The 16,626-nt window shown below is 65.5% G+C and carries 16 protein-coding genes; 9 read left to right on the top strand and 7 right to left on the bottom strand.

Annotated features, from left to right (window positions below; genetic code table 11):
* Positions 1–3: 3 nt before the first annotated feature.
* Positions 4–1,065 carry an ABC transporter ATP-binding protein gene (locus CTR55_RS07640; RefSeq protein ID WP_296285316.1) on the top strand — a complete coding sequence of 354 codons (1,062 nt, stop codon included), beginning with the start codon at positions 4–6 and terminating at the stop codon, positions 1,063–1,065.
* Here the strand turns inward: CTR55_RS07640 and CTR55_RS07635 are convergent.
* The 3 genes from CTR55_RS07635 to ybaK all read right to left on the bottom strand — a co-directional run bounded on the left by CTR55_RS07635 (position 1,062) and on the right by ybaK (position 3,549).
* Entirely contained in the window at positions 1,062–2,018 is a 957-nt protein-coding gene (locus tag CTR55_RS07635; protein ID WP_296285315.1) for an FAD-binding protein, read from the bottom strand. The two genes, CTR55_RS07640 and CTR55_RS07635, sit on opposite strands and share 4 nt — an antisense overlap.
* Before the next feature lie 86 nt (positions 2,019–2,104).
* Entirely contained in the window at positions 2,105–2,890 is a 786-nt protein-coding gene (locus CTR55_RS07630) for a PhzF family phenazine biosynthesis protein (RefSeq protein ID WP_296285314.1), read from the bottom strand.
* 188 nt (positions 2,891–3,078) lie between these two features.
* Positions 3,079–3,549, bottom strand: a complete 471-nt coding sequence (ybaK, locus tag CTR55_RS07625; protein WP_296285313.1) for a Cys-tRNA(Pro) deacylase — start codon at positions 3,547–3,549, stop codon at positions 3,079–3,081.
* A 171-nt stretch (positions 3,550–3,720) separates the two neighbouring features.
* Here ybaK and glpK point away from each other — a divergent pair, with 171 nt between their 5' ends.
* From glpK to CTR55_RS07605, 4 genes are all read left to right on the top strand, one after another.
* Entirely contained in the window at positions 3,721–5,232 is a 1,512-nt protein-coding gene (gene glpK, locus CTR55_RS07620; protein WP_296285312.1) for a glycerol kinase GlpK, read from the top strand.
* Between the two features lie 272 nt (positions 5,233–5,504).
* Entirely contained in the window at positions 5,505–6,260 is a 756-nt protein-coding gene (locus tag CTR55_RS07615; protein ID WP_296285311.1) for a DeoR/GlpR family transcriptional regulator, read from the top strand.
* 152 nt (positions 6,261–6,412) lie between these two features.
* Positions 6,413–7,954, top strand: coding sequence for a glycerol-3-phosphate dehydrogenase (gene glpD / locus CTR55_RS07610; protein WP_296285310.1), 1,542 nt, complete (start codon positions 6,413–6,415; stop codon positions 7,952–7,954).
* Between the two features lie 103 nt (positions 7,955–8,057).
* Positions 8,058–8,384: a GlpM family protein gene (locus CTR55_RS07605; protein ID WP_296286486.1), complete on the top strand. Its 327-nt coding sequence runs from the start codon at positions 8,058–8,060 to the stop codon at positions 8,382–8,384.
* Positions 8,385–8,407: 23 nt separating this feature from the next.
* Here CTR55_RS07605 and CTR55_RS07600 read toward each other — a convergent pair whose 3' ends face one another.
* Positions 8,408–9,418 carry an alpha/beta hydrolase gene (locus CTR55_RS07600; protein WP_296285309.1) on the bottom strand — a complete coding sequence of 337 codons (1,011 nt, stop codon included), beginning with the start codon at positions 9,416–9,418 and terminating at the stop codon, positions 8,408–8,410.
* Positions 9,419–9,621: 203 nt separating this feature from the next.
* Between CTR55_RS07600 and CTR55_RS07595 the strand changes: the two genes are divergently transcribed.
* The 3 genes from CTR55_RS07595 (at position 9,622) to CTR55_RS07585 (ending at position 12,217) form a co-directional block, all read left to right on the top strand.
* Entirely contained in the window at positions 9,622–10,065 is a 444-nt protein-coding gene (locus tag CTR55_RS07595) for a hypothetical protein (protein ID WP_296285308.1), read from the top strand.
* A 115-nt stretch (positions 10,066–10,180) separates the two neighbouring features.
* Entirely contained in the window at positions 10,181–11,101 is a 921-nt protein-coding gene (metR, locus tag CTR55_RS07590) for a transcriptional regulator MetR (protein WP_296285307.1), read from the top strand.
* A 117-nt stretch (positions 11,102–11,218) separates the two neighbouring features.
* Positions 11,219–12,217, top strand: coding sequence for a tellurite resistance/C4-dicarboxylate transporter family protein (locus CTR55_RS07585; RefSeq protein ID WP_296285306.1), 999 nt, complete (start codon positions 11,219–11,221; stop codon positions 12,215–12,217).
* 264 nt (positions 12,218–12,481) lie between these two features.
* Here CTR55_RS07585 and CTR55_RS07580 read toward each other — a convergent pair whose 3' ends face one another.
* The 3 genes from CTR55_RS07580 to CTR55_RS07570 all read right to left on the bottom strand — a co-directional run bounded on the left by CTR55_RS07580 (position 12,482) and on the right by CTR55_RS07570 (position 15,481).
* Positions 12,482–13,126, bottom strand: coding sequence for a glutathione S-transferase family protein (locus CTR55_RS07580; RefSeq protein WP_296285305.1), 645 nt, complete (start codon positions 13,124–13,126; stop codon positions 12,482–12,484).
* 57 nt (positions 13,127–13,183) lie between these two features.
* Positions 13,184–14,506 carry an APC family permease gene (locus CTR55_RS07575; protein WP_296285304.1) on the bottom strand — a complete coding sequence of 441 codons (1,323 nt, stop codon included), beginning with the start codon at positions 14,504–14,506 and terminating at the stop codon, positions 13,184–13,186.
* A 156-nt stretch (positions 14,507–14,662) separates the two neighbouring features.
* Positions 14,663–15,481 carry a carbon-nitrogen hydrolase family protein gene (locus tag CTR55_RS07570; RefSeq protein ID WP_296285303.1) on the bottom strand — a complete coding sequence of 273 codons (819 nt, stop codon included), beginning with the start codon at positions 15,479–15,481 and terminating at the stop codon, positions 14,663–14,665.
* A 150-nt stretch (positions 15,482–15,631) separates the two neighbouring features.
* On the opposite strand from CTR55_RS07570, the gene CTR55_RS07565 reads away from it, so the two are divergent.
* The gene (locus CTR55_RS07565; protein WP_296285302.1) at positions 15,632–16,411 is read left to right on the top strand and encodes a helix-turn-helix transcriptional regulator; all 780 of its coding nucleotides are present in this window, start codon (positions 15,632–15,634) and stop codon (positions 16,409–16,411) included.
* The last annotated feature ends 215 nt before the right edge of the window (positions 16,412–16,626 follow it).

Genomic DNA, 16,626 nt, shown 5'->3' with positions numbered 1-16,626 from the left:
CCGATGACCCAACCGCTGCTGCTCACCCTCGACGATCTTTCCTGTGGCTATGAACAGCAGCGCGTGGTGCAAGGCGTCAGCCTGCACCTGAACGCCGGCGACATCGGCTGCCTGCTCGGCCCCTCGGGCTGCGGCAAGACCACTACCCTGCGCGCCATCGCCGGTTTCGAGCCGGTGCAGGGCGGCCGCATCGAACTGGCCGGCGAAGTGATTTCCCGCCCCGGCTTCACCCTGTCGCCGGAGAAGCGCCGGATCGGCATGGTGTTCCAGGATTACGCGCTGTTCCCGCACCTGTCGGTGGCGGACAACATCGTCTTCGGCATCCCTAAGCACCCCGAGCGCGAGCGCATCGTCGGCGAACTGCTGGAACTGGTGAAACTCGACGGCCTCGGCCTGCGCTTCCCCCACGAACTCTCCGGCGGCCAGCAGCAACGCGTGGCGCTGGCCCGCGCGCTGGCGCCGCAACCGCAACTGCTGCTGCTCGACGAACCCTTCTCCAACCTCGACGTGGAACTGCGCCGGCAGCTCAGCCATGAGGTGCGCGACATCCTCAAGGCACGTGGCACCAGTGCGATCCTGGTCACCCACGACCAGGAAGAAGCCTTTGCCGTCAGCGATCACGTCGGTGTTTTCCGCCACGGCGTGCTGGAGCAGTGGGATACCCCGTTCAACCTCTACCACGAGCCGCAGACGCCCTTCGTCGCCAGCTTTGTCGGCCAGGGCTATTTCATTCGCGGGCAGATGCACGGTAGCGACTCCGTACAAACCGAACTGGGCCTGCTGCGCGGCAACCGTGCCTACAACCTGGCGGACGGCAGCGCAGTGGATGTATTGCTACGCCCGGACGACCTGGTCCCGGCCGCCGACGGCCCGTTGAAGGCGCGGATCATCGGCAAGTCGTTCCTCGGCGCCGCAACGCTCTATCGCCTGCAACTGCCCACCGGTACCCAGCTGGAATCGCTGTTCCCCAGCCACGCCGACCACCAGCCCGGCGACGAAGTGGGCATTGGCGTAGCCGCCGAACACCTGGTGCTGTTCCCGGCCCAGGGCAGCGTGGCGCTCTAGTCGAGCGCGCTGTCCAGCTCGCGCAGCAGTTCGGGCAGCAACTCGAACAGGTCGCCCTGCAGGCCGTAGTCAGCGATCTCGAAGATCGGTGCATCCGGGTCGAGATTGATCGCGGCGATGACCTTGGCGTCCTTCATGCCCGCCACATGCTGCACCGCACCGGAAATCCCCACCGCCAGGTAAAGCTCCGGCGCGACGATGCGCCCGGACTGGCCGATCTGCAGTTCCGCCGGCGCAAAGCCCGCATCCACCGCCGCCAGCGAAGCGCCGACCGCACCGTGCAGGCGATCCGCCAGGGGATAGAGCGCCGCGAAGCCTTCCGCAGTTTGCAGGCCGCGACCGCCGGCCACTATCACCCGCGCAGATTCCAGCGCAGGCCGCTCGAAGTCCGGATATTCCTCGCCCTGCCATGACGAGAGCGCCAGATCGCCAGCCCCGCTGACGTGCTCCAGCTCGGCGCTCCCGCCCTGAGCAGGAACGGGGTCAAAAGCCGTGGCGCGGATACCCAGCACCTTAACCGGCCCTGCGCAGCGCACCGTAGCGATGGCGTTACCGGCGTAGATCGGGCGCTGGAAAGTCTCGCTATCGATGACAGCGATCACATCGGAGACCGCATCCACATCCAGCAGCGCAGCGATTCGCGGCAGGCAATCGCGGCCCATTGCCGTGGCTGGCGCAAGGATGTGGCTGTAGCCAGAAGAAAGCCGAATGACCAGCACAGAGAGATTCTCCGCCAGCAAGTGGTCGTAGGCGGAATCGTCCACCAGCATGACCCGCGAGACGTTTTCGATGCAACGTGCCTGCTCGGCGAGTTGTGTCAGGCCGCTGCCGGCCAGCAGCAGATGCGCGTCACCGCCAATCTGCCGCGCAGCCGCCAGGGCGTTCAGGGTCGCCGGGGCGAGAACGGCGGAGCCGGTGTGGGTGTGGTAGTCAGCGATGACCAGGATTGCCATGGGCCTGCCTCCGAGCCGCGCCGGGTGCGCGGCAGCCAATGGGAAGCAAGCCTAGGCCAGGGGGCGAAAATCGCCCCGGTCACAGATCAAACAACCAGCAGACGACCGCTGGCCACCAGGTGCGCGTAACCGGCGATGCTCACGCGGTCGCCCTCCAGACGGCACCACAGCTCGCCGCCGCGCTCGGAGCACTGGAAGGCGCGCATCTGCAGCTTGTTCAGGCGAGCCGACCAGTAGGGGATCAGGTTGCAGTGAGTCGCTCCGGTGACCGGGTCCTCATTGATGCCGATTGCCGGGCAGAAGAAACGCGACACGAAATCGTAGTCGTCGCCACGCGCGGTAACGATCACCCCCAGATAAGGCATACGTGCCAACGCCGCGAAATCCGGCTTGCACTCACGCACCGCCTGCTCCGACTCCAGCAGAACCATCAGGTGCTTGGCGGTGGACAGCGCATCTACCACCGGCAACCCCAGCGCCTGCTCCAGCTCCACGGTCGCGCCCAGCTCACTGGGTGGCTGAGACGGGAAGTTCAGCGCCAACCTGCCTTCCTCGCGGGTCACGCGCAGCGGGCCGGACAGCGAATTCAGCTCCAGCACCTCGCCCGGCTCATCGAACACCTCGAACAGCACGTGGGCGCTGGCCAGGGTGGCATGGCCGCACAGCGGCACCTCGGCAGTCGGGGTGAACCAGCGGATGCGCCAGCCCTCGGGTTCCTTCACCAGGAAGGCGGTTTCCGAGAGGTTGTGCTCGGCGGCGATCTTCTGCATCAGTTCGTCGCCCAGCCAGGCGTCGAGGCGGTAGACCATGGCCGGGTTGCCGGCGAAGGGACGGTCGGTGAAGGCGTCCACCTGATGGAAGTCGAGCAGCATGGCGATCTCCTTGTAAGTGATGGCCGAGCATGACAGAAGCCGGCAGGCGGTGAACCGTACAGTGGGGAGCACACAGTGGCACTGAGATGCCCCTCGGCTAGGCCCCTCTCCCTTCAGGGAGAGGGTTAGGGAGAGGGAAATCTTCGCGCCGGGATTTCAGAAGAAGACAATTGCTCCTACCGGCAAAACTACCCACGCCCGATAGGCGCAAACTTCGCCGAGGTCAGCCCGGCCAGGGTCTCGGCGCTCAGTTCCACTTCCAGGCCGCGCCGGCCGGCGCTGACATGGATGGTCGGGAAGCCCTGGGCGGATTCGTCGATGAAAGTGCGCAGGCGCTTCTTCTGCCCCAGCGGGCTGATGCCGCCCACCAGGTAGCCGGTGGCGCGCTGCGCGGCATTGGGGTCGGCCATGTCCGCCTTCTTCACGCCCGCCGCATGGGCCAGCGCCTTGAGGTCCAGGGTGCCCACCACCGGCACCACGGCCACCAGCAGTTCGCCCTTCTCGCTCGCCGCCAGCAAGGTCTTGAATACGCGCGCCGGGTCGAGGTTGAGTTTCTCGGCGGCCTCCAGGCCGTAGGACGGCGCCTTGGGATCGTGCTCGTAGCTCAGCACATGGTGTTCGGCGCGGTTCTTCTTCAGCAGGTCGATGGCGGGGGTCATGATCGGCGGGCGTCTCGCAGGCGGCTTTCCAGCGCATAACAGTAAGCCAAGGTGTGGCGCACTGCACGGTGTTCGCTTCACCGACGCGGATGAATCCCGTATGTTCACCGCCAATCCCCACCCGGCCCTGCCGCCGGGGTTGCCGAACGGAATCCGCACAAGGCCGCCGCCATGACGAACCTTACGAACAAGAAATACGTCGTCGCCCTCGACCAGGGCACCACCAGCTCGCGCGCCATCATCTTCGACCACGATGCCAACGTGGTCTGCTCGGCCCAGCGCGAATTCGCGCAGATCTACCCGCAGCCGGGCTGGGTCGAACATGACCCGATGGAAATCTGGGCGACGCAAAGTTCGACCCTGGTGGAAGCCCTCGCCCAGGCCAGCATCAGCGTTGCCGAGGTGGCCGCCATCGGCATCACCAACCAGCGCGAAACTACCCTGGTGTGGGACAAGGCCACCGGCCGACCGATCCACAACGCCATCGTCTGGCAATGCCGGCGCAGCGCGGCGATCTGCGAGCAGCTCAAGCGCGACGGCCTGGAACAGCACATCCGCGACACCACCGGACTGGTCATCGACCCCTATTTCTCCGGCACCAAGCTGAAGTGGATCCTCGACAACGTCGAAGGCGCCCGCGAGCGCGCCCAGCGCGGCGAGCTGCTGTTCGGCACGGTCGACAGCTGGCTGATCTGGAAGCTCACCGAAGGCGAGGTGCACGTCACCGACTACACCAACGCCTCGCGCACCCTGATGTTCGACATCCACAAGCGCGACTGGGACGAACGCCTGCTCGCCGCGCTGGACGTACCGCGCGCCATGCTGCCGACGGTGCGCCCGTCTTCCGAAGTGTATGGCCATGCCAAGGTCGGCGGCCTCGGCGTACACCGCACGCCGATTGCCGGGATCGCCGGCGACCAGCAGGCCGCGCTGTTCGGCCAGATGTGCGTGGAGCCGGGCCAGGCGAAGAACACTTACGGCACCGGCTGCTTCCTGCTGATGAACACCGGTGCCAACGCGGTGAAGTCCACCCACGGCCTGCTCACCACCATCGCCTGCGGCCCGCGTGGCGAAGTGGCTTATGCGCTGGAAGGCGCGGTGTTCAACGGCGGCTCCACCGTGCAGTGGCTGCGCGACGAACTGAAAGTGATCAACGACGCCCACGATTCCGAGTACTTCGCCACCAAGGTGAAGGACAGCAACGGCGTCTACCTGGTCCCCGCGTTCACCGGCCTCGGCGCGCCCTACTGGGACCCGTACGCCCGCGGCGCGCTGTTCGGCCTGACCCGTGGGGTGAAGGCCGACCACCTGATCCGCGCCACCCTGGAATCCATCGCCTACCAGACCCGCGACGTGCTCGACGCCATGCAGCAGGATGCCGGCGAACCGCTGCGCGCCCTGCGCGTGGACGGCGGCGCGGTGGCCAACAACTTCCTCATGCAGTTCCAGGCCGACATCCTCGGCACCCCGGTGGAGCGCCCGCAGATGCGCGAAACCACCGCTCTCGGCGCCGCCGTGCTGGCGGGCCTGGCCTGCGGCTTCTGGGGCAGCCTGGCGGAGCTGAAGAACAAGGCGGTGATCGAGCGGGTGTTCCAGCCGGCTTGTGACGAGGCTGAGCGTGCGCGGTTGTATGCGGGGTGGAAGAAGGCCGTGGAGCGCACTCGGGGCTGGGCCGAAGACTGACGTATTCGGCACGGTAGGATGGCGTGGAGCGAAGCGATACCCATCGATGTTCATGCGAGCAATGCTGATGGGTATCGCAAGCTCCCCCATCCTACGGACTGGCGCCATTGAGCTTTTCGTAGGAGCGAGCTTGCTCGCGAACCTCGCTTGGCACCGCGTCATCCGGCGGTTCGCGAGCAAGCTCGCTCCTACAGGTACACCCCGCACCGCATGACAGCAAGGCCCCCACTCCGGCATCCTTGCCCCTTCGCCCGTCCGCACGAGCACAGCGCATGAACCTGCCACCCCGACAGCAAAGCATCCTCGACCTGGTCCGCGAACGCGGCTACCTGAGCATCGAAGAGCTCGCCCAGCAGTTCGCCGTGACCCCGCAGACCATCCGCCGCGACATCAACCAGCTCGCCGAACAGAACCTGTTGCGCCGCTACCACGGCGGCGCGGCCTGGGATTCGAGCATCGAGAACACCGCCTACAACACCCGCTCCGACCAGATGCGCGACGAGAAGCAGCGCATCGCCGAGGCCATCGCCGCGCACATCCCGGACAACGCCTCGCTGTTCATCAACATCGGCACCACCACCGAAGCCATCGCCCGCGCCCTGCTCGGCCACCGCAACCTCAAGGTCATCACCAACAACCTGCACGTCGCCAGCATCCTCGCCGGCAAGGACGACTTCGAAGTGCTGATCGCCGGCGGCACTGTGCGTGGCGACGGTGGAGTGGTCGGGCAAGCGGCGGTGGACTTCATCGAACAGTTTCGCGTCGACTTCGCCGTGGTCGGCATCAGCGGCATCGACGAAGACGGCAGCCTGCTGGACTTCGACTACCAGGAAGTGCGCGTCTCCCGCGCCATCATCGACAACGCCCGGCAGGTGTTCCTCGCCGCCGACTCCAGCAAGTTCGGACGCAACGCCATGGTGCGCCTGGGGCCGATCTCCCTGGTCAGCCGGGTGTTCACCGACAACCCGCCGCCCGCCGCCGTGGTGCGCCTGATGCACCAGCACAAGGTCCAGCTCGAGCTGGTCTGAGCGTAACGCCGCCCAAAATATTCATTTTCGAACATTCAGACGAAAGCCTGCGCGAAATCGCGCCGAAGGCTGGTCATATTTCATTCATTGAACTAGTATATTTTCGAAAACGAACATCAAAATATTCACATTCACTCTTCCAGGCGGCCCCCATGAACCCAACCAGCAAGCGCCACGCGCCCCTGGCCGAAGTCTATGACCTGGCCGTCGTCGGCGGTGGCATCAACGGCGCGGGGATTGCGGCGGACGCCGCCGGGCGTGGGCTGTCGGTGTTCCTTTGCGAACAGCACGACCTCGCCGCCCACACCTCCTCCGCCAGCAGCAAGCTGATCCACGGCGGCCTGCGCTACCTGGAACACTACGAATTCCGCCTGGTCCGCGAAGCCCTCGCCGAGCGCGAAGTGCTGCTGGCCAAGGCCCCGCACATCGTCCACCCGCTGCGCTTCGTGCTGCCACACCGCCCGCACCTGCGCCCGGCCTGGATGATCCGCGCCGGCCTGTTCCTCTATGACCACCTGGGCAAGCGCGAGAAGCTGCCGGCCTCCCGCGGGGTGCGCTTTGACCAGGGCAGCCCGCTGAAGGCCGAGATCACCCGCGGCTTCGAATATTCCGATTGCTCCGTGGATGACGCGCGCCTGGTGGTTCTCAACGCCATGGCTGCCCGCGAAAATGGCGCCCATGTACACCCGCGGACCCGTTGTGTCAGCGCCCGGCGCAGCAAGGGCCTGTGGCACCTGCACCTGGAACGCCGCGACGGCAGCCTGTACTCGGTGCGCGCCCGCGCCCTGGTCAACGCTGCCGGCCCCTGGGTCGACCGCTTTCTGCGCGAGGAACTGCGGCAGAAACCGCCCTATGGCATCCGCCTGATCCAGGGCAGCCACCTGATCGTGCCGCGCCTCTACGAAGGCGAGCACGCCTACATCCTGCAGAACGAAGATCGGCGCATCGTCTTCGCCATTCCCTACCTGCGCCAGTTCACCCTGATCGGCACCACCGACCGCGAATACCAGGGCGACCCGGCGAAGATCAGCATCAGCGAAGAAGAAACCGACTACCTGCTCGACGTGGTCAACGCGCACTTCAAGCATCAACTGGGCCGCGAGGACATCCTGCGCAGCTTCTCCGGCGTGCGCCCGCTGTGCGACGACGAGTCCGACGATCCCTCCGCCGTCACCCGCGACTACACCCTGGCGCTGGACAATACCCCCGGCGAAGCGCCGCTGCTGTCGGTGTTCGGCGGCAAGCTGACGACCTACCGCAAGCTCGCCGAGGCCGCGCTGGAGCAACTGGCGCCGCACTTCGCCGGCGTGATGAAAGCCAGCTGGACCGCCAGCGCCCCGCTTCCCGGTGGTGAAGCCATGACCTGCGTGGACGACCTGGCCGTCCAGCTCATGGACCGCCTGCGCCAGCTCGACCCGGCCCTCGCCCGGCGCTGGGCCAGCACTTACGGCAGCCGCATCTGGAAAGTGCTCGACGGCGCGCACAACCTCAGCGAGCTGGGCGAACACCTGGGCGCCGGACTCTATGCGCGGGAAGTGGAATACCTGGTTCACCAGGAATGGGCGCGCGACGCCGACGACATCCTCTGGCGCCGCACCAAGCTCGGCCTGTTCCTCAATGCCCGGCAGCGCGAGCGCCTGGAGCAGTTCCTCAGCAGCGAAAGCCCGCTGGAGCCCAGTACGCAAGTCGCCTGAAGGTCGACTTGGAGCCAGTAGCCACTCTTGCGGATACTCCACCGACAATCCCCCGACGCCACTGCCCCGGTGGAGTCACCGCATAGAGAAAGACGTGGACCTGATCCTCAAGGCAACTATCGGCGCCGGCGTGGTGCTGATCCTCGCCGCGCTGTCGAAGACGCGCAATTACTACATCGCAGGCCTGGTGCCGCTGTTCCCCACCTTCGCCCTGATCGCCCACTACATCGTCGGCAAGGGCCGTTCGCTGGACGACCTGAAGACCACCATCCTGTTCGGCATGTGGTCGATCATCCCCTACTTCGTCTACCTCGCCGCGCTCTACCTGATGGTGGATCGCCTACGCCTGGAACTGTCGCTGGCAATGGCTGCACTCGCCTGGCTGGTGGCCGCATCGTTGCTGGTGTTCGTCTGGGTGCGCTTGCACTGAAGCCCAGAGGGTGACGCTTCGCGTCAGAGCTGCGCGACGTGCCCGCCGCCCTGATGTTCGCGCAGGTACGGCAGCACCGCACCCAGCAGCGGCTCCTTGAAGTCTTCCTGGAAGCGGTGCGCCATGCCGGGGATCAGCTTGAGCACCGAGCCGCGCACGTGCGCCGCTACGTGCACACCATGCATGACTGGCAGCAGCGGGTCGGCGGTGCCGTGGACCACCAGGGTCGGCACGTTCAGGCGGTTGAGCAGCTCTACGCGGCTCGGTTCGGCGAGGATCGCCAGCATCTGCCGCTGCACGCCTTCGGGGTTGAAGGCGCGGTCGTAGGAGCGCGCCGCCTGCTCCAGCAATTGCTGACGGTCGTCACGCACTTCCGGGCTACCGAGCGCGGCCAGCAGGTCGGCCTGTTGCTCGATGGCCCGTTCACGGCTGGCCGCTTCGCGCCGGGCGAGCAGGCGCAGCAGCGATTCACTGGGAGCCGGCAGGCCTTCGGCGCCGGAGCTGGTCATCACCAGGGTCAGGCTGATCACCCGCGCGGGCGCCATGTCAGCCACGTGCTGGGCAATCATCCCGCCCATGCTCGCGCCCAGCACGTGGGCGCGTTCTACGTGCAAGGCATCCAGCAGGTGCAGCGCATCGCCGGCCATGTCGGTCAGGCTGTAGGGCGCACTCACGGGCAGGCCGAGGCGATAGCGAATGACTTCGTAGGTCAGGTTGCCGCTGGGCGTCGGAACCCGCCAGGACGACAGGCCGACATCGCGATTGTCGTAGCGGATCACCCGGAAGCCCTGTTGGCAGAGCGCCTCGACCACTTCGTCAGGCCAGTGGATCAGTTGCCCGCCCAGGCCCATGACCAGCAGCAGCGTCGGGTCCTGCGGACGGCCGATGCTCTGATAGGCCAGGCGCACGTCGCCCAGGTCGACCAGTTCGGTCGGCACCCGCGCATCGCAGCGATCCGCGGCAACGGCCTGATTGGCAATAGAGAGAGAGGACAGGCTGCAGCAAAGAGCGACTGCCAGCAGAAAAGCACGCATGAATGAAAATCCGGAACGCAAAACCCCAGTTGGGAGCGATTCTGATGAATTTCCGTCGTTCGCTCTGCCACAGGTCCGTGACAGTTTGATGAAAGGCGCTGAGCGGTCACCAACGGTTCTTCCCATGCTTCCCATGACAGGGATCAAGGGCAATCAGCCCCAACACTCGCGAAGATAGGAACCCCCCGCTCGGAAGTTCCGCCATGGCCTACCCCATCCTGCTGGTGCTGCACCTGTTCGCCGCGATCATGTTCGTCGGCACGGTGTTCTTCGAAGTGCTGATCCTGGAAAGCATCCACCGCCATGTGCCGGCGCGGGCGATGAAAATGGTGGAGGGTGCGCTGGGCCGTCGCCTGCGCCGGGTGATGCCCTGGGTGATCCTGACCCTGTTCGGTAGCGGCCTGAGCATGCTGCACCTGCGTTATGCGCCGCTGCTGGCCGATCCGCTGGCGTCGCCCTTCGCCACCCTGCTCAGCCTCAAGCTGCTGCTGGCCACCAGCGTCCTCGGCCATTTCATCTTCGCCATGTACTCCTTCCGTGTAGGACGCATGACCGGCCAGCGCTCCCGGCGCATCCACTACAGCGTGTTCATCCACGTGGTGCTCATCGTCCTGCTGGCCAAGGGCATGTTCTACCTGAGCTGGTGAGATTCGGGCGGATCAAGTCGCGCTGGTGAAGCGCCAGCGGCCGGCTTATCATGAACCCAGCTCAACTGATCCGTCGTTTCATCAAGATTTCCTCATACTGAGGCGAGGCCGCGCCATGCTTGAACTCCGTCACCTGAAAACCCTGCATGCCCTGCGCGAAGCCGACAGTCTGGTGGAGGCCGCCGAGCGCCTGCACCTCACGCAGTCCGCCCTGTCCCACCAGTTCAAGGAACTGGAGGAGCGCCTCGGCCTGTCGCTGTTCATCCGCAAGACCAAACCGGTGCGCTTCACCAGCGCCGGCCTGCGCCTGCTGCAACTGGCAGACGCCGTGCTGCCGCAGTTGCGCGGCGCCGAGCGCGACCTGGCGCGCCTGGCCGGCGGTACCGCCGGCCGCCTGCACATGGCCATCGAGTGCCACAGCTGCTTCCAGTGGCTGATGCCGACCATCGACCAGTTCCGCGATGCCTGGCCGGAAGTGGAGCTGGACCTCGCCTCCGGCTTCTCCTTCGCCCCGCTGCCAGCACTGGCCCGCGGTGACCTGGATCTGGTGGTGACCTCCGACCCGGTGGACATGACCGGCATCACCTACGTCCCGCTGTTCACCTATGAAGCGCTGCTGGCGGTGGACAACCACCATGCGCTGGCCGGCAAGTCCTGCATCGTCCCGGAAGACCTGGCCAACCTGACGTTGATCACCTACCCCATCGAGCGCGATCGCCTGGACATCTTCACCCGCTTCCTCGAGCCCGCCGACATCGAACCGGCACAAGTGCGCACCTCGGAGCTGACCGTGATGATGATGCAGTTGGTGGCCTCGGGGCGGGGCGTCTGCAGCCTGCCCAACTGGGCGCTGCACGAATACAGCTCGCGCGGCTACGTGACCGCCAAGCGCCTGGGCGAGAAAGGCCTGTACTGCACCCTTTTCGCCGCCATCCGCGCCGACATGCTGGATGCGCCGTTCATGCGCGATTTCCTGCTGACCGCGAAGGACACTTCCTTCGCCACCCTGGAAGGCGTGAGCGCGGCAAAACATTGATCTGACACCGGGCGCTCTTCGCAGAGTGGCCTCCGCGCAACGCCGACACCACACCAACGCTGGCGCCTGGCGAGAGCACCGCTATAAGGAAAGCCACCCAACTTCTGGAGAAGCCCGGTGCTCAAGGACTTTCCGCCAAGCTACTTTTCGCTGGTCATGGCGACCGGCATCGTATCCCTGGCCTGCCACCTGATCGGCTTGCAACCGGTAGCCCTCGGCCTGTTCTACCTCAACATCCTGCAGTACGCGCTGTGCCTCTCGTGCAGCCTTTATCGTCTGGCCCGCTATCCGCAGCTGATGTGGCAGGACCTCACCCACCACGCACGCGGGCCGGGCTTCCTCACGCTGGTCGCAGGCACCAACGTGCTCGGTGTGCAATTCATCCTGCTGGCCGACCTGCCCGTCATCGCCCACGCACTGTGGCTGTTTGCCGGGCCGCTGTGGCTGCTGTGCATGTACGCGATGCTCGCCGGCGTCACCCTTACCCAGCACAAGCCCACGCTGGAACAGGGCCTGAACGGCACCTGGCTGCTGTGCACGGTGTCCAGTGCCTCGGTCTGCGTGCTCGGCAGCTACCTGGCGCAGCGCTTTGCCGATCCGGAGCTGATCCTCTTCGTCTGCGTGGCGGCCTACATGGTCGGCATCATGCTGTACGTGCTGATCATGTCGCAGATCCTCTACCGCTGGCTGTTCCTCGACCTGGAGGCCGGGGAGCTGTCGCCGTCCTACTGGATCAACATGGGCGCCCTGGCAATCTCCACGCTGGCCGGCGCGCGCCTGCTGACCGCGGGGGCCGACAGCGCTCTGATCCAGTCGCTCGCGCCCTTCATCCTCGGCCTGTCAGTCTTCGTCGGCGCCTTCGCCTGTTGGTGGATTCCGTTTCTCGTGCTGGTGTTCGTCACCCATCGAGTGCGTTACGGCATCGGCATCCATTACGACCTGCAGAACTGGGCCGTGGTGTTCCCACTGGGGATGTTCTGCGTCGCCTCGTTCAACTTCCTGCCGCTGGTGCATCAGCAGGTGTTCCTGCCGGCCATCCAGATGATCGCCTACGTCGCCCTGGCCGCCTGGACGGCGACTTTCTTCGGCCTGGTGCGCCAGCTCGTCCGTCGTTGAAGCCCAGAAAAAAGGCCCATCCTTGCGGATGGGCCATGGGGACACGATCAAGACGTTGTGAGGATCTTATGGTTCCAGCGGCGCCGTGTGATGGGGGTACGCGGCGTTGGGGCAATCATTGACCAGCGACTTTCGCTGGGAAATAAAGCCACGCGAAGAAACGAATATTCCCACACGACATGCGACTGAATCCGCAAAACGCTCCAGAAGCACCGCGCTCGCCTGAAACCGTTCTATGGCTCTATCCCGGTACTTCGCCAGGACTCAGGGGGCTTTTTCCTCCGCCACCTTGGCGTGCTCCTCCGCCCAGTGCGTATCACGCTCCCACACACGGGTGAAGGCAGGACGCGAGGTCACCAGCTCCACATAGCGCTCGAACACCGGCAGCTTGGGTACCACGCCAAAACCAATGGTCCAGCGCAGCGCAGCCCCCCACAGGACATCGGCGGCAGTCATGCGGCTCCCCAGCAGGTAGGGGCCCGCTTCCAACTGTTCGGCGATGGCGCGCATCACGCTGTCAAAATCACCGTAGGGGCTCATGCCAGGCGGCGCGGGGTCGCGATTCAGGGCGCGGTCGACGATGGCCGGTTCGAAGCTTGAGCCATAGAACACCAGCCAGCGTAAATACGGCCCGCGCAGCGGGTCATCGAGGGCAGGGGCCAGGTTCGCTCGGGGAAAGAGATCGGCCAGGTAGATGAAGATGGCGCCCTGTTCGGTGACCAGGGATTCGCCCATGCGGATCGCCGGGACCTTGCCCAGCGGGTTGACCGCCAGGTAGGCCGGCTTGCGCTGGTCGCCGGCCTTCATGTTGATCAGTTCGAGGTCGTACTCGGCGCCCAGTTCCTCCAGCAGTACCAGGGTGCCGCTGGAGCGTGTCTGGGGCGAATGGTAGAGGGTGAGGCGGGGCATGGCGGGATCTCCTCGTGCATCACGGCTCGGAGTCCCCAGCATAGCCCCGCGCGGGGCTCACGCCTCCTCGAAATGCATCTCCGGTGGTTGCTGGCGGAAGCCGCTGGTGATCACCGCCAGGTAGATCACGCCGAGCACCAGCCAGGTAGCGCCGAGCCAGATCGCCCGGTGGTCGAGGCTGACCATCAGCCACAGGTCGGCGAGCAGGCCGATCAGCGGGAACAGCAGGAACAGCACCAGTTCGCGCAGGCCGCGGCGCTCGGCGTTCAGGTAGTAGTGGAAGATCACCGAGAGGTTCACCAGGCTGAAAGCCAGGAAGGCGCCGAAGTTGATGAACGAGGTGGAGGTGGTGACGTCCATGTGCAGCGCCAGCAGGGCCACCACGCCGCACAGCACGATGCTGTTCACCGGGGTTTCGAAGCGCTTGCTGATGCGCCCGAAGAACGGCCGTGGCAGCACGCCGTCGCGACCCATGGCAAACAGCAGGCGCGAGGCGCTGGCCTGGGCCGACAGGCCGGAGGTGAACTGGCCGACGATCAGGCCGATCAGGAAGAAGCTGACGAATACGTCACCGCCGATGTTGCGGGCAATTTCGTAGGCGGCGGAATCGGCGTTCTGGAACTCCACCGACGGGTGCGCCAGCTGTACGAAGTAGCTGGCGGCGATGAAGATGCCGCCACCGATCAGGGTGATCAGCAGGATCGCGCGCGGAATGGTCTTGCGCGGTTCGTGGGTTTCTTCGGTCAGAGTGCTGACCGCGTCGAAACCCAGGAAGGAGTAACAGGCGATGGCCGCGCCGCCCATGATCAGCGGCAGCTGGGTGCCTTCCTTGAGGAACGGCTCCAGGGTCCACAGCGGCCGGCTGCCGTCACCCATGATGTAGTGGATGGCCAGGCCGACGAAGGCAATCAGCACGAGGAACTGCACCAGCATCAACACGCCGTTGATGTTCTTCGCCAGGCGCAGGCCGACCACGTTGATTGCGGTGGTCACGCCGATGAACGCCAGCACCCACAGGGCCTGGGGCACGGCCGGGAAGGCCGAGTGCAGGTAGGCCGCGCCGATCAGCCAGATGGCCATGGGCAGGAACAGGTAGTCCAGAAGAACGGCCCAGCCGGCGAGGAAACCCAGCTTCGGGCTGATCGACTTGCGCACATAGGTGTAGGCAGAGCCGGCGACCGGGAAGGCAGCGGCCATGCGCCCATAACTGAGCGCGGTGAAGAGCATGGCCACGGAGGCGACGAGGTAGGCCGAGGGGACTACGCCGCGGGTGACGTCGGCGAGGATACCGAAGGTGCCGAGGACGATGATCGGGGTCATGTAGGCGATGCCGAACAGCACCACCGAACCCAGCGTCAGGGTTCGTTTCAATCGAGCCATTACTGCTTACTCCGCGTTGTGGTTGTTATGGCAGTGCAAAGTTGCTGGCTTGCGCTCACCCGCAAGCCTCGCGGGCGCTCAGGGCACCCGTCGTTGATGGAGAATCGCTTCGCTGGCGCGGCCCTGCGCCCCGGCTCATGGCAAGCCGGAAGGGAATCAGGCGGGAATGATCAGCTCGCGCAGGCCGCCTTCGTGCTCGCGCATCTCGCCGGGCAGGACGAAGCGGCGCTCGGCCAGGTAGCTGTAGTCGCGGCGCGATTGCGCCAGGCGCTCGAAGTCCAGCTCGACGATCTGCCGGCACTCTTCGCGGCCGGCCTCGACGATCAGTTGGCCGTAGGGGTCGACCACGGCGCTGCCGCCGGCGAACACCAAGTCGTCATCGCCTGCGCCGACGCGGTTGACCATCACCGCGTAGGCCTGGTTTTCCATGGCGCGCCCCATGATCGCGGTGCGATGCGTCGGGCCGTAGGGGTCCATGTTGCCGTTGGTCACGAGGATCAGCTCGGCACCCAGCTGACCCAGGGCGCGGGCGGATTCGGGGAACTCGATGTCGAAGCAGATCACGATGCCGACGCGGATGCCGTTCCACAGGCAAGTGACGTAGCGGTCGCCGGGGGTGAAGATGCCGCGGTCCGACGCCCACAGGTGCGTCTTGCGGTACTTCAGGGCGATACCTTCGGGAGTGATCAACAGCGTGGTGTTGTAGAAGCGCCCATCGGCGGCTTCGGCGAAGCCCACGGTGACAGCGATGTTCTTCTCCCGCGCGGCGCGCTGCACGGCCTGCACGCTGGGGCCGTCCACCGGCTCGGCGATGGCGGCGATGTTCGCCTCGGTGGGGAAGCCGGTCAGTTGAGTCTCGGGGAATACCACCAGCCGGGTGTCGTCGGCGCAGGCATGGATGGCCTCCAGGGTGCGGGCCAGGTTCCAGGCCACATCGCCATCACGGCCGGCGAGCTGGACGAGTTCTACTTTCATGAGGCTTCCTCGGATTCTTGTGTTTCAGTGACCGCGCGGCGCAAAAGAGTCAGAATGCGCACCGCGCCGGCTCAAGGCATTCACCGAGTATGCCGGGCATGCCATCACCGGGTAATTACGCCCGCGTGGTAACCCATCGGGGGTAGAGTCATGAGCCTTTCCCTTCAGGATATCGCCTGGCACCGCTCGGTCGGGCAGCTGATCGAGGCACTGGACAAGCCGACCTTCTGGACCTCGCTGGTGCGCCTGCTGGGCCAGTATGTACCCTTCGACAGCTGGGTCGTGCTGCTCTTCAGTGACGGCCGCCCGCAGGTGTTCGCCGAATGCCCGGGCGAGGACGGCGGCCCCGATTCGCTGTTCCAGGATTACCTCAAAGGCCTCTATCTGCTCGACCCTTTCTACATCGCCAGCCGCGAGGCGCCCGCCAGCGGACTGTTCCGCCTGGACGACGTGGCGCCGGAGATGTTCGAGCAGACCGACTACTACCAGCGCTACTTCAGCCTCAACGTGGTCGCCGACGAAGTGCAGATCAACGTGCAGCTCGATAGCGAACGCACCCTGTGCTGCTCGGTGGGCAGCAAGGGCCGCTTCACCCCGCAGCAGATCGCCCTGCTCGCCCTGGTGCAGCCCTGGGTCGCCGGGCTGATGCGCCAACGCATGGCCTTCGAGCGCGAAGTGCAGGAAGCGCCCCCGCCGCCGCGCTGGCAGAATCGTCTGGAATCCACCGCCCAGCAGATGGAAACCCCGCTCACCGCGCGCGAACTGGAAGTCGGCCGGTTGATGCTCAGCGGCTGCTCGAGCAAGGAAATCGCCCGCAAACTGGCAATCTCCACCGAGACGGTGAAGGTCCACCGCAAGCACATGTACGCCAAGCTGGGGATCAAATCGCAGTCGGAGCTGTTCTCGCTGTTCCTCCAGGCGCAGGGGTGACTCCACTTTCGTAGGATGGCGTGGAGCGCAGCGATACCCATCGCGGCGGATAACGCTGCGCGTTATTCGCCCTACGGGCTGACGCCGCCGGCCTCGGTGTCCGCGTCGAGCCATCGCGGATGAATCCGCTCCTACAAGAGCGATGCCTCCCGCACCGTAGGAGCGGACTTCGTCCGCGATAGGTCACCCTTCGCTCCGGTCTTCCCCATAAAAAA

It is taken from the genome of Pseudomonas sp. (genome assembly GCF_002796985.1).
GTDB lineage: Bacteria > Pseudomonadota > Gammaproteobacteria > Pseudomonadales > Pseudomonadaceae > Pseudomonas.
Note: the sequence above shows the minus strand (reverse complement) of the source record. Positions and strands in the feature narration are given on the sequence as shown.

Excerpts from the sequence above, each read along its gene's own strand:
- CTR55_RS07635 (WP_296285315.1), bottom strand. The coding sequence starts at position 2,018 with ATGGCAATCCTGGTCATCGCTGACTACCACACCCACACCGGCTCCGCC.
- glpD (WP_296285310.1), top strand. The coding sequence starts at position 6,413 with ATGAACCCAACCAGCAAGCGCCACGCGCCCCTGGCCGAAGTCTATGAC.
- CTR55_RS07580 (WP_296285305.1), bottom strand. The coding sequence starts at position 13,126 with ATGCCCCGCCTCACCCTCTACCATTCGCCCCAGACACGCTCCAGCGGC.
- CTR55_RS07565 (WP_296285302.1), top strand. The coding sequence starts at position 15,632 with ATGAGCCTTTCCCTTCAGGATATCGCCTGGCACCGCTCGGTCGGGCAG.
- glpK (WP_296285312.1), top strand. The coding sequence starts at position 3,721 with ATGACGAACCTTACGAACAAGAAATACGTCGTCGCCCTCGACCAGGGC.
- CTR55_RS07575 (WP_296285304.1), bottom strand. The coding sequence starts at position 14,506 with ATGGCTCGATTGAAACGAACCCTGACGCTGGGTTCGGTGGTGCTGTTC.
- metR (WP_296285307.1), top strand. The coding sequence starts at position 10,181 with ATGCTTGAACTCCGTCACCTGAAAACCCTGCATGCCCTGCGCGAAGCC.
- CTR55_RS07600 (WP_296285309.1), bottom strand. The coding sequence starts at position 9,418 with ATGCGTGCTTTTCTGCTGGCAGTCGCTCTTTGCTGCAGCCTGTCCTCT.
- CTR55_RS07570 (WP_296285303.1), bottom strand. The coding sequence starts at position 15,481 with ATGAAAGTAGAACTCGTCCAGCTCGCCGGCCGTGATGGCGATGTGGCC.
- CTR55_RS07615 (WP_296285311.1), top strand. The coding sequence starts at position 5,505 with ATGAACCTGCCACCCCGACAGCAAAGCATCCTCGACCTGGTCCGCGAA.
- CTR55_RS07630 (WP_296285314.1), bottom strand. The coding sequence starts at position 2,890 with ATGCTGCTCGACTTCCATCAGGTGGACGCCTTCACCGACCGTCCCTTC.
- CTR55_RS07595 (WP_296285308.1), top strand. The coding sequence starts at position 9,622 with ATGGCCTACCCCATCCTGCTGGTGCTGCACCTGTTCGCCGCGATCATG.
- CTR55_RS07640 (WP_296285316.1), top strand. The coding sequence starts at position 4 with ATGACCCAACCGCTGCTGCTCACCCTCGACGATCTTTCCTGTGGCTAT.
- ybaK (WP_296285313.1), bottom strand. The coding sequence starts at position 3,549 with ATGACCCCCGCCATCGACCTGCTGAAGAAGAACCGCGCCGAACACCAT.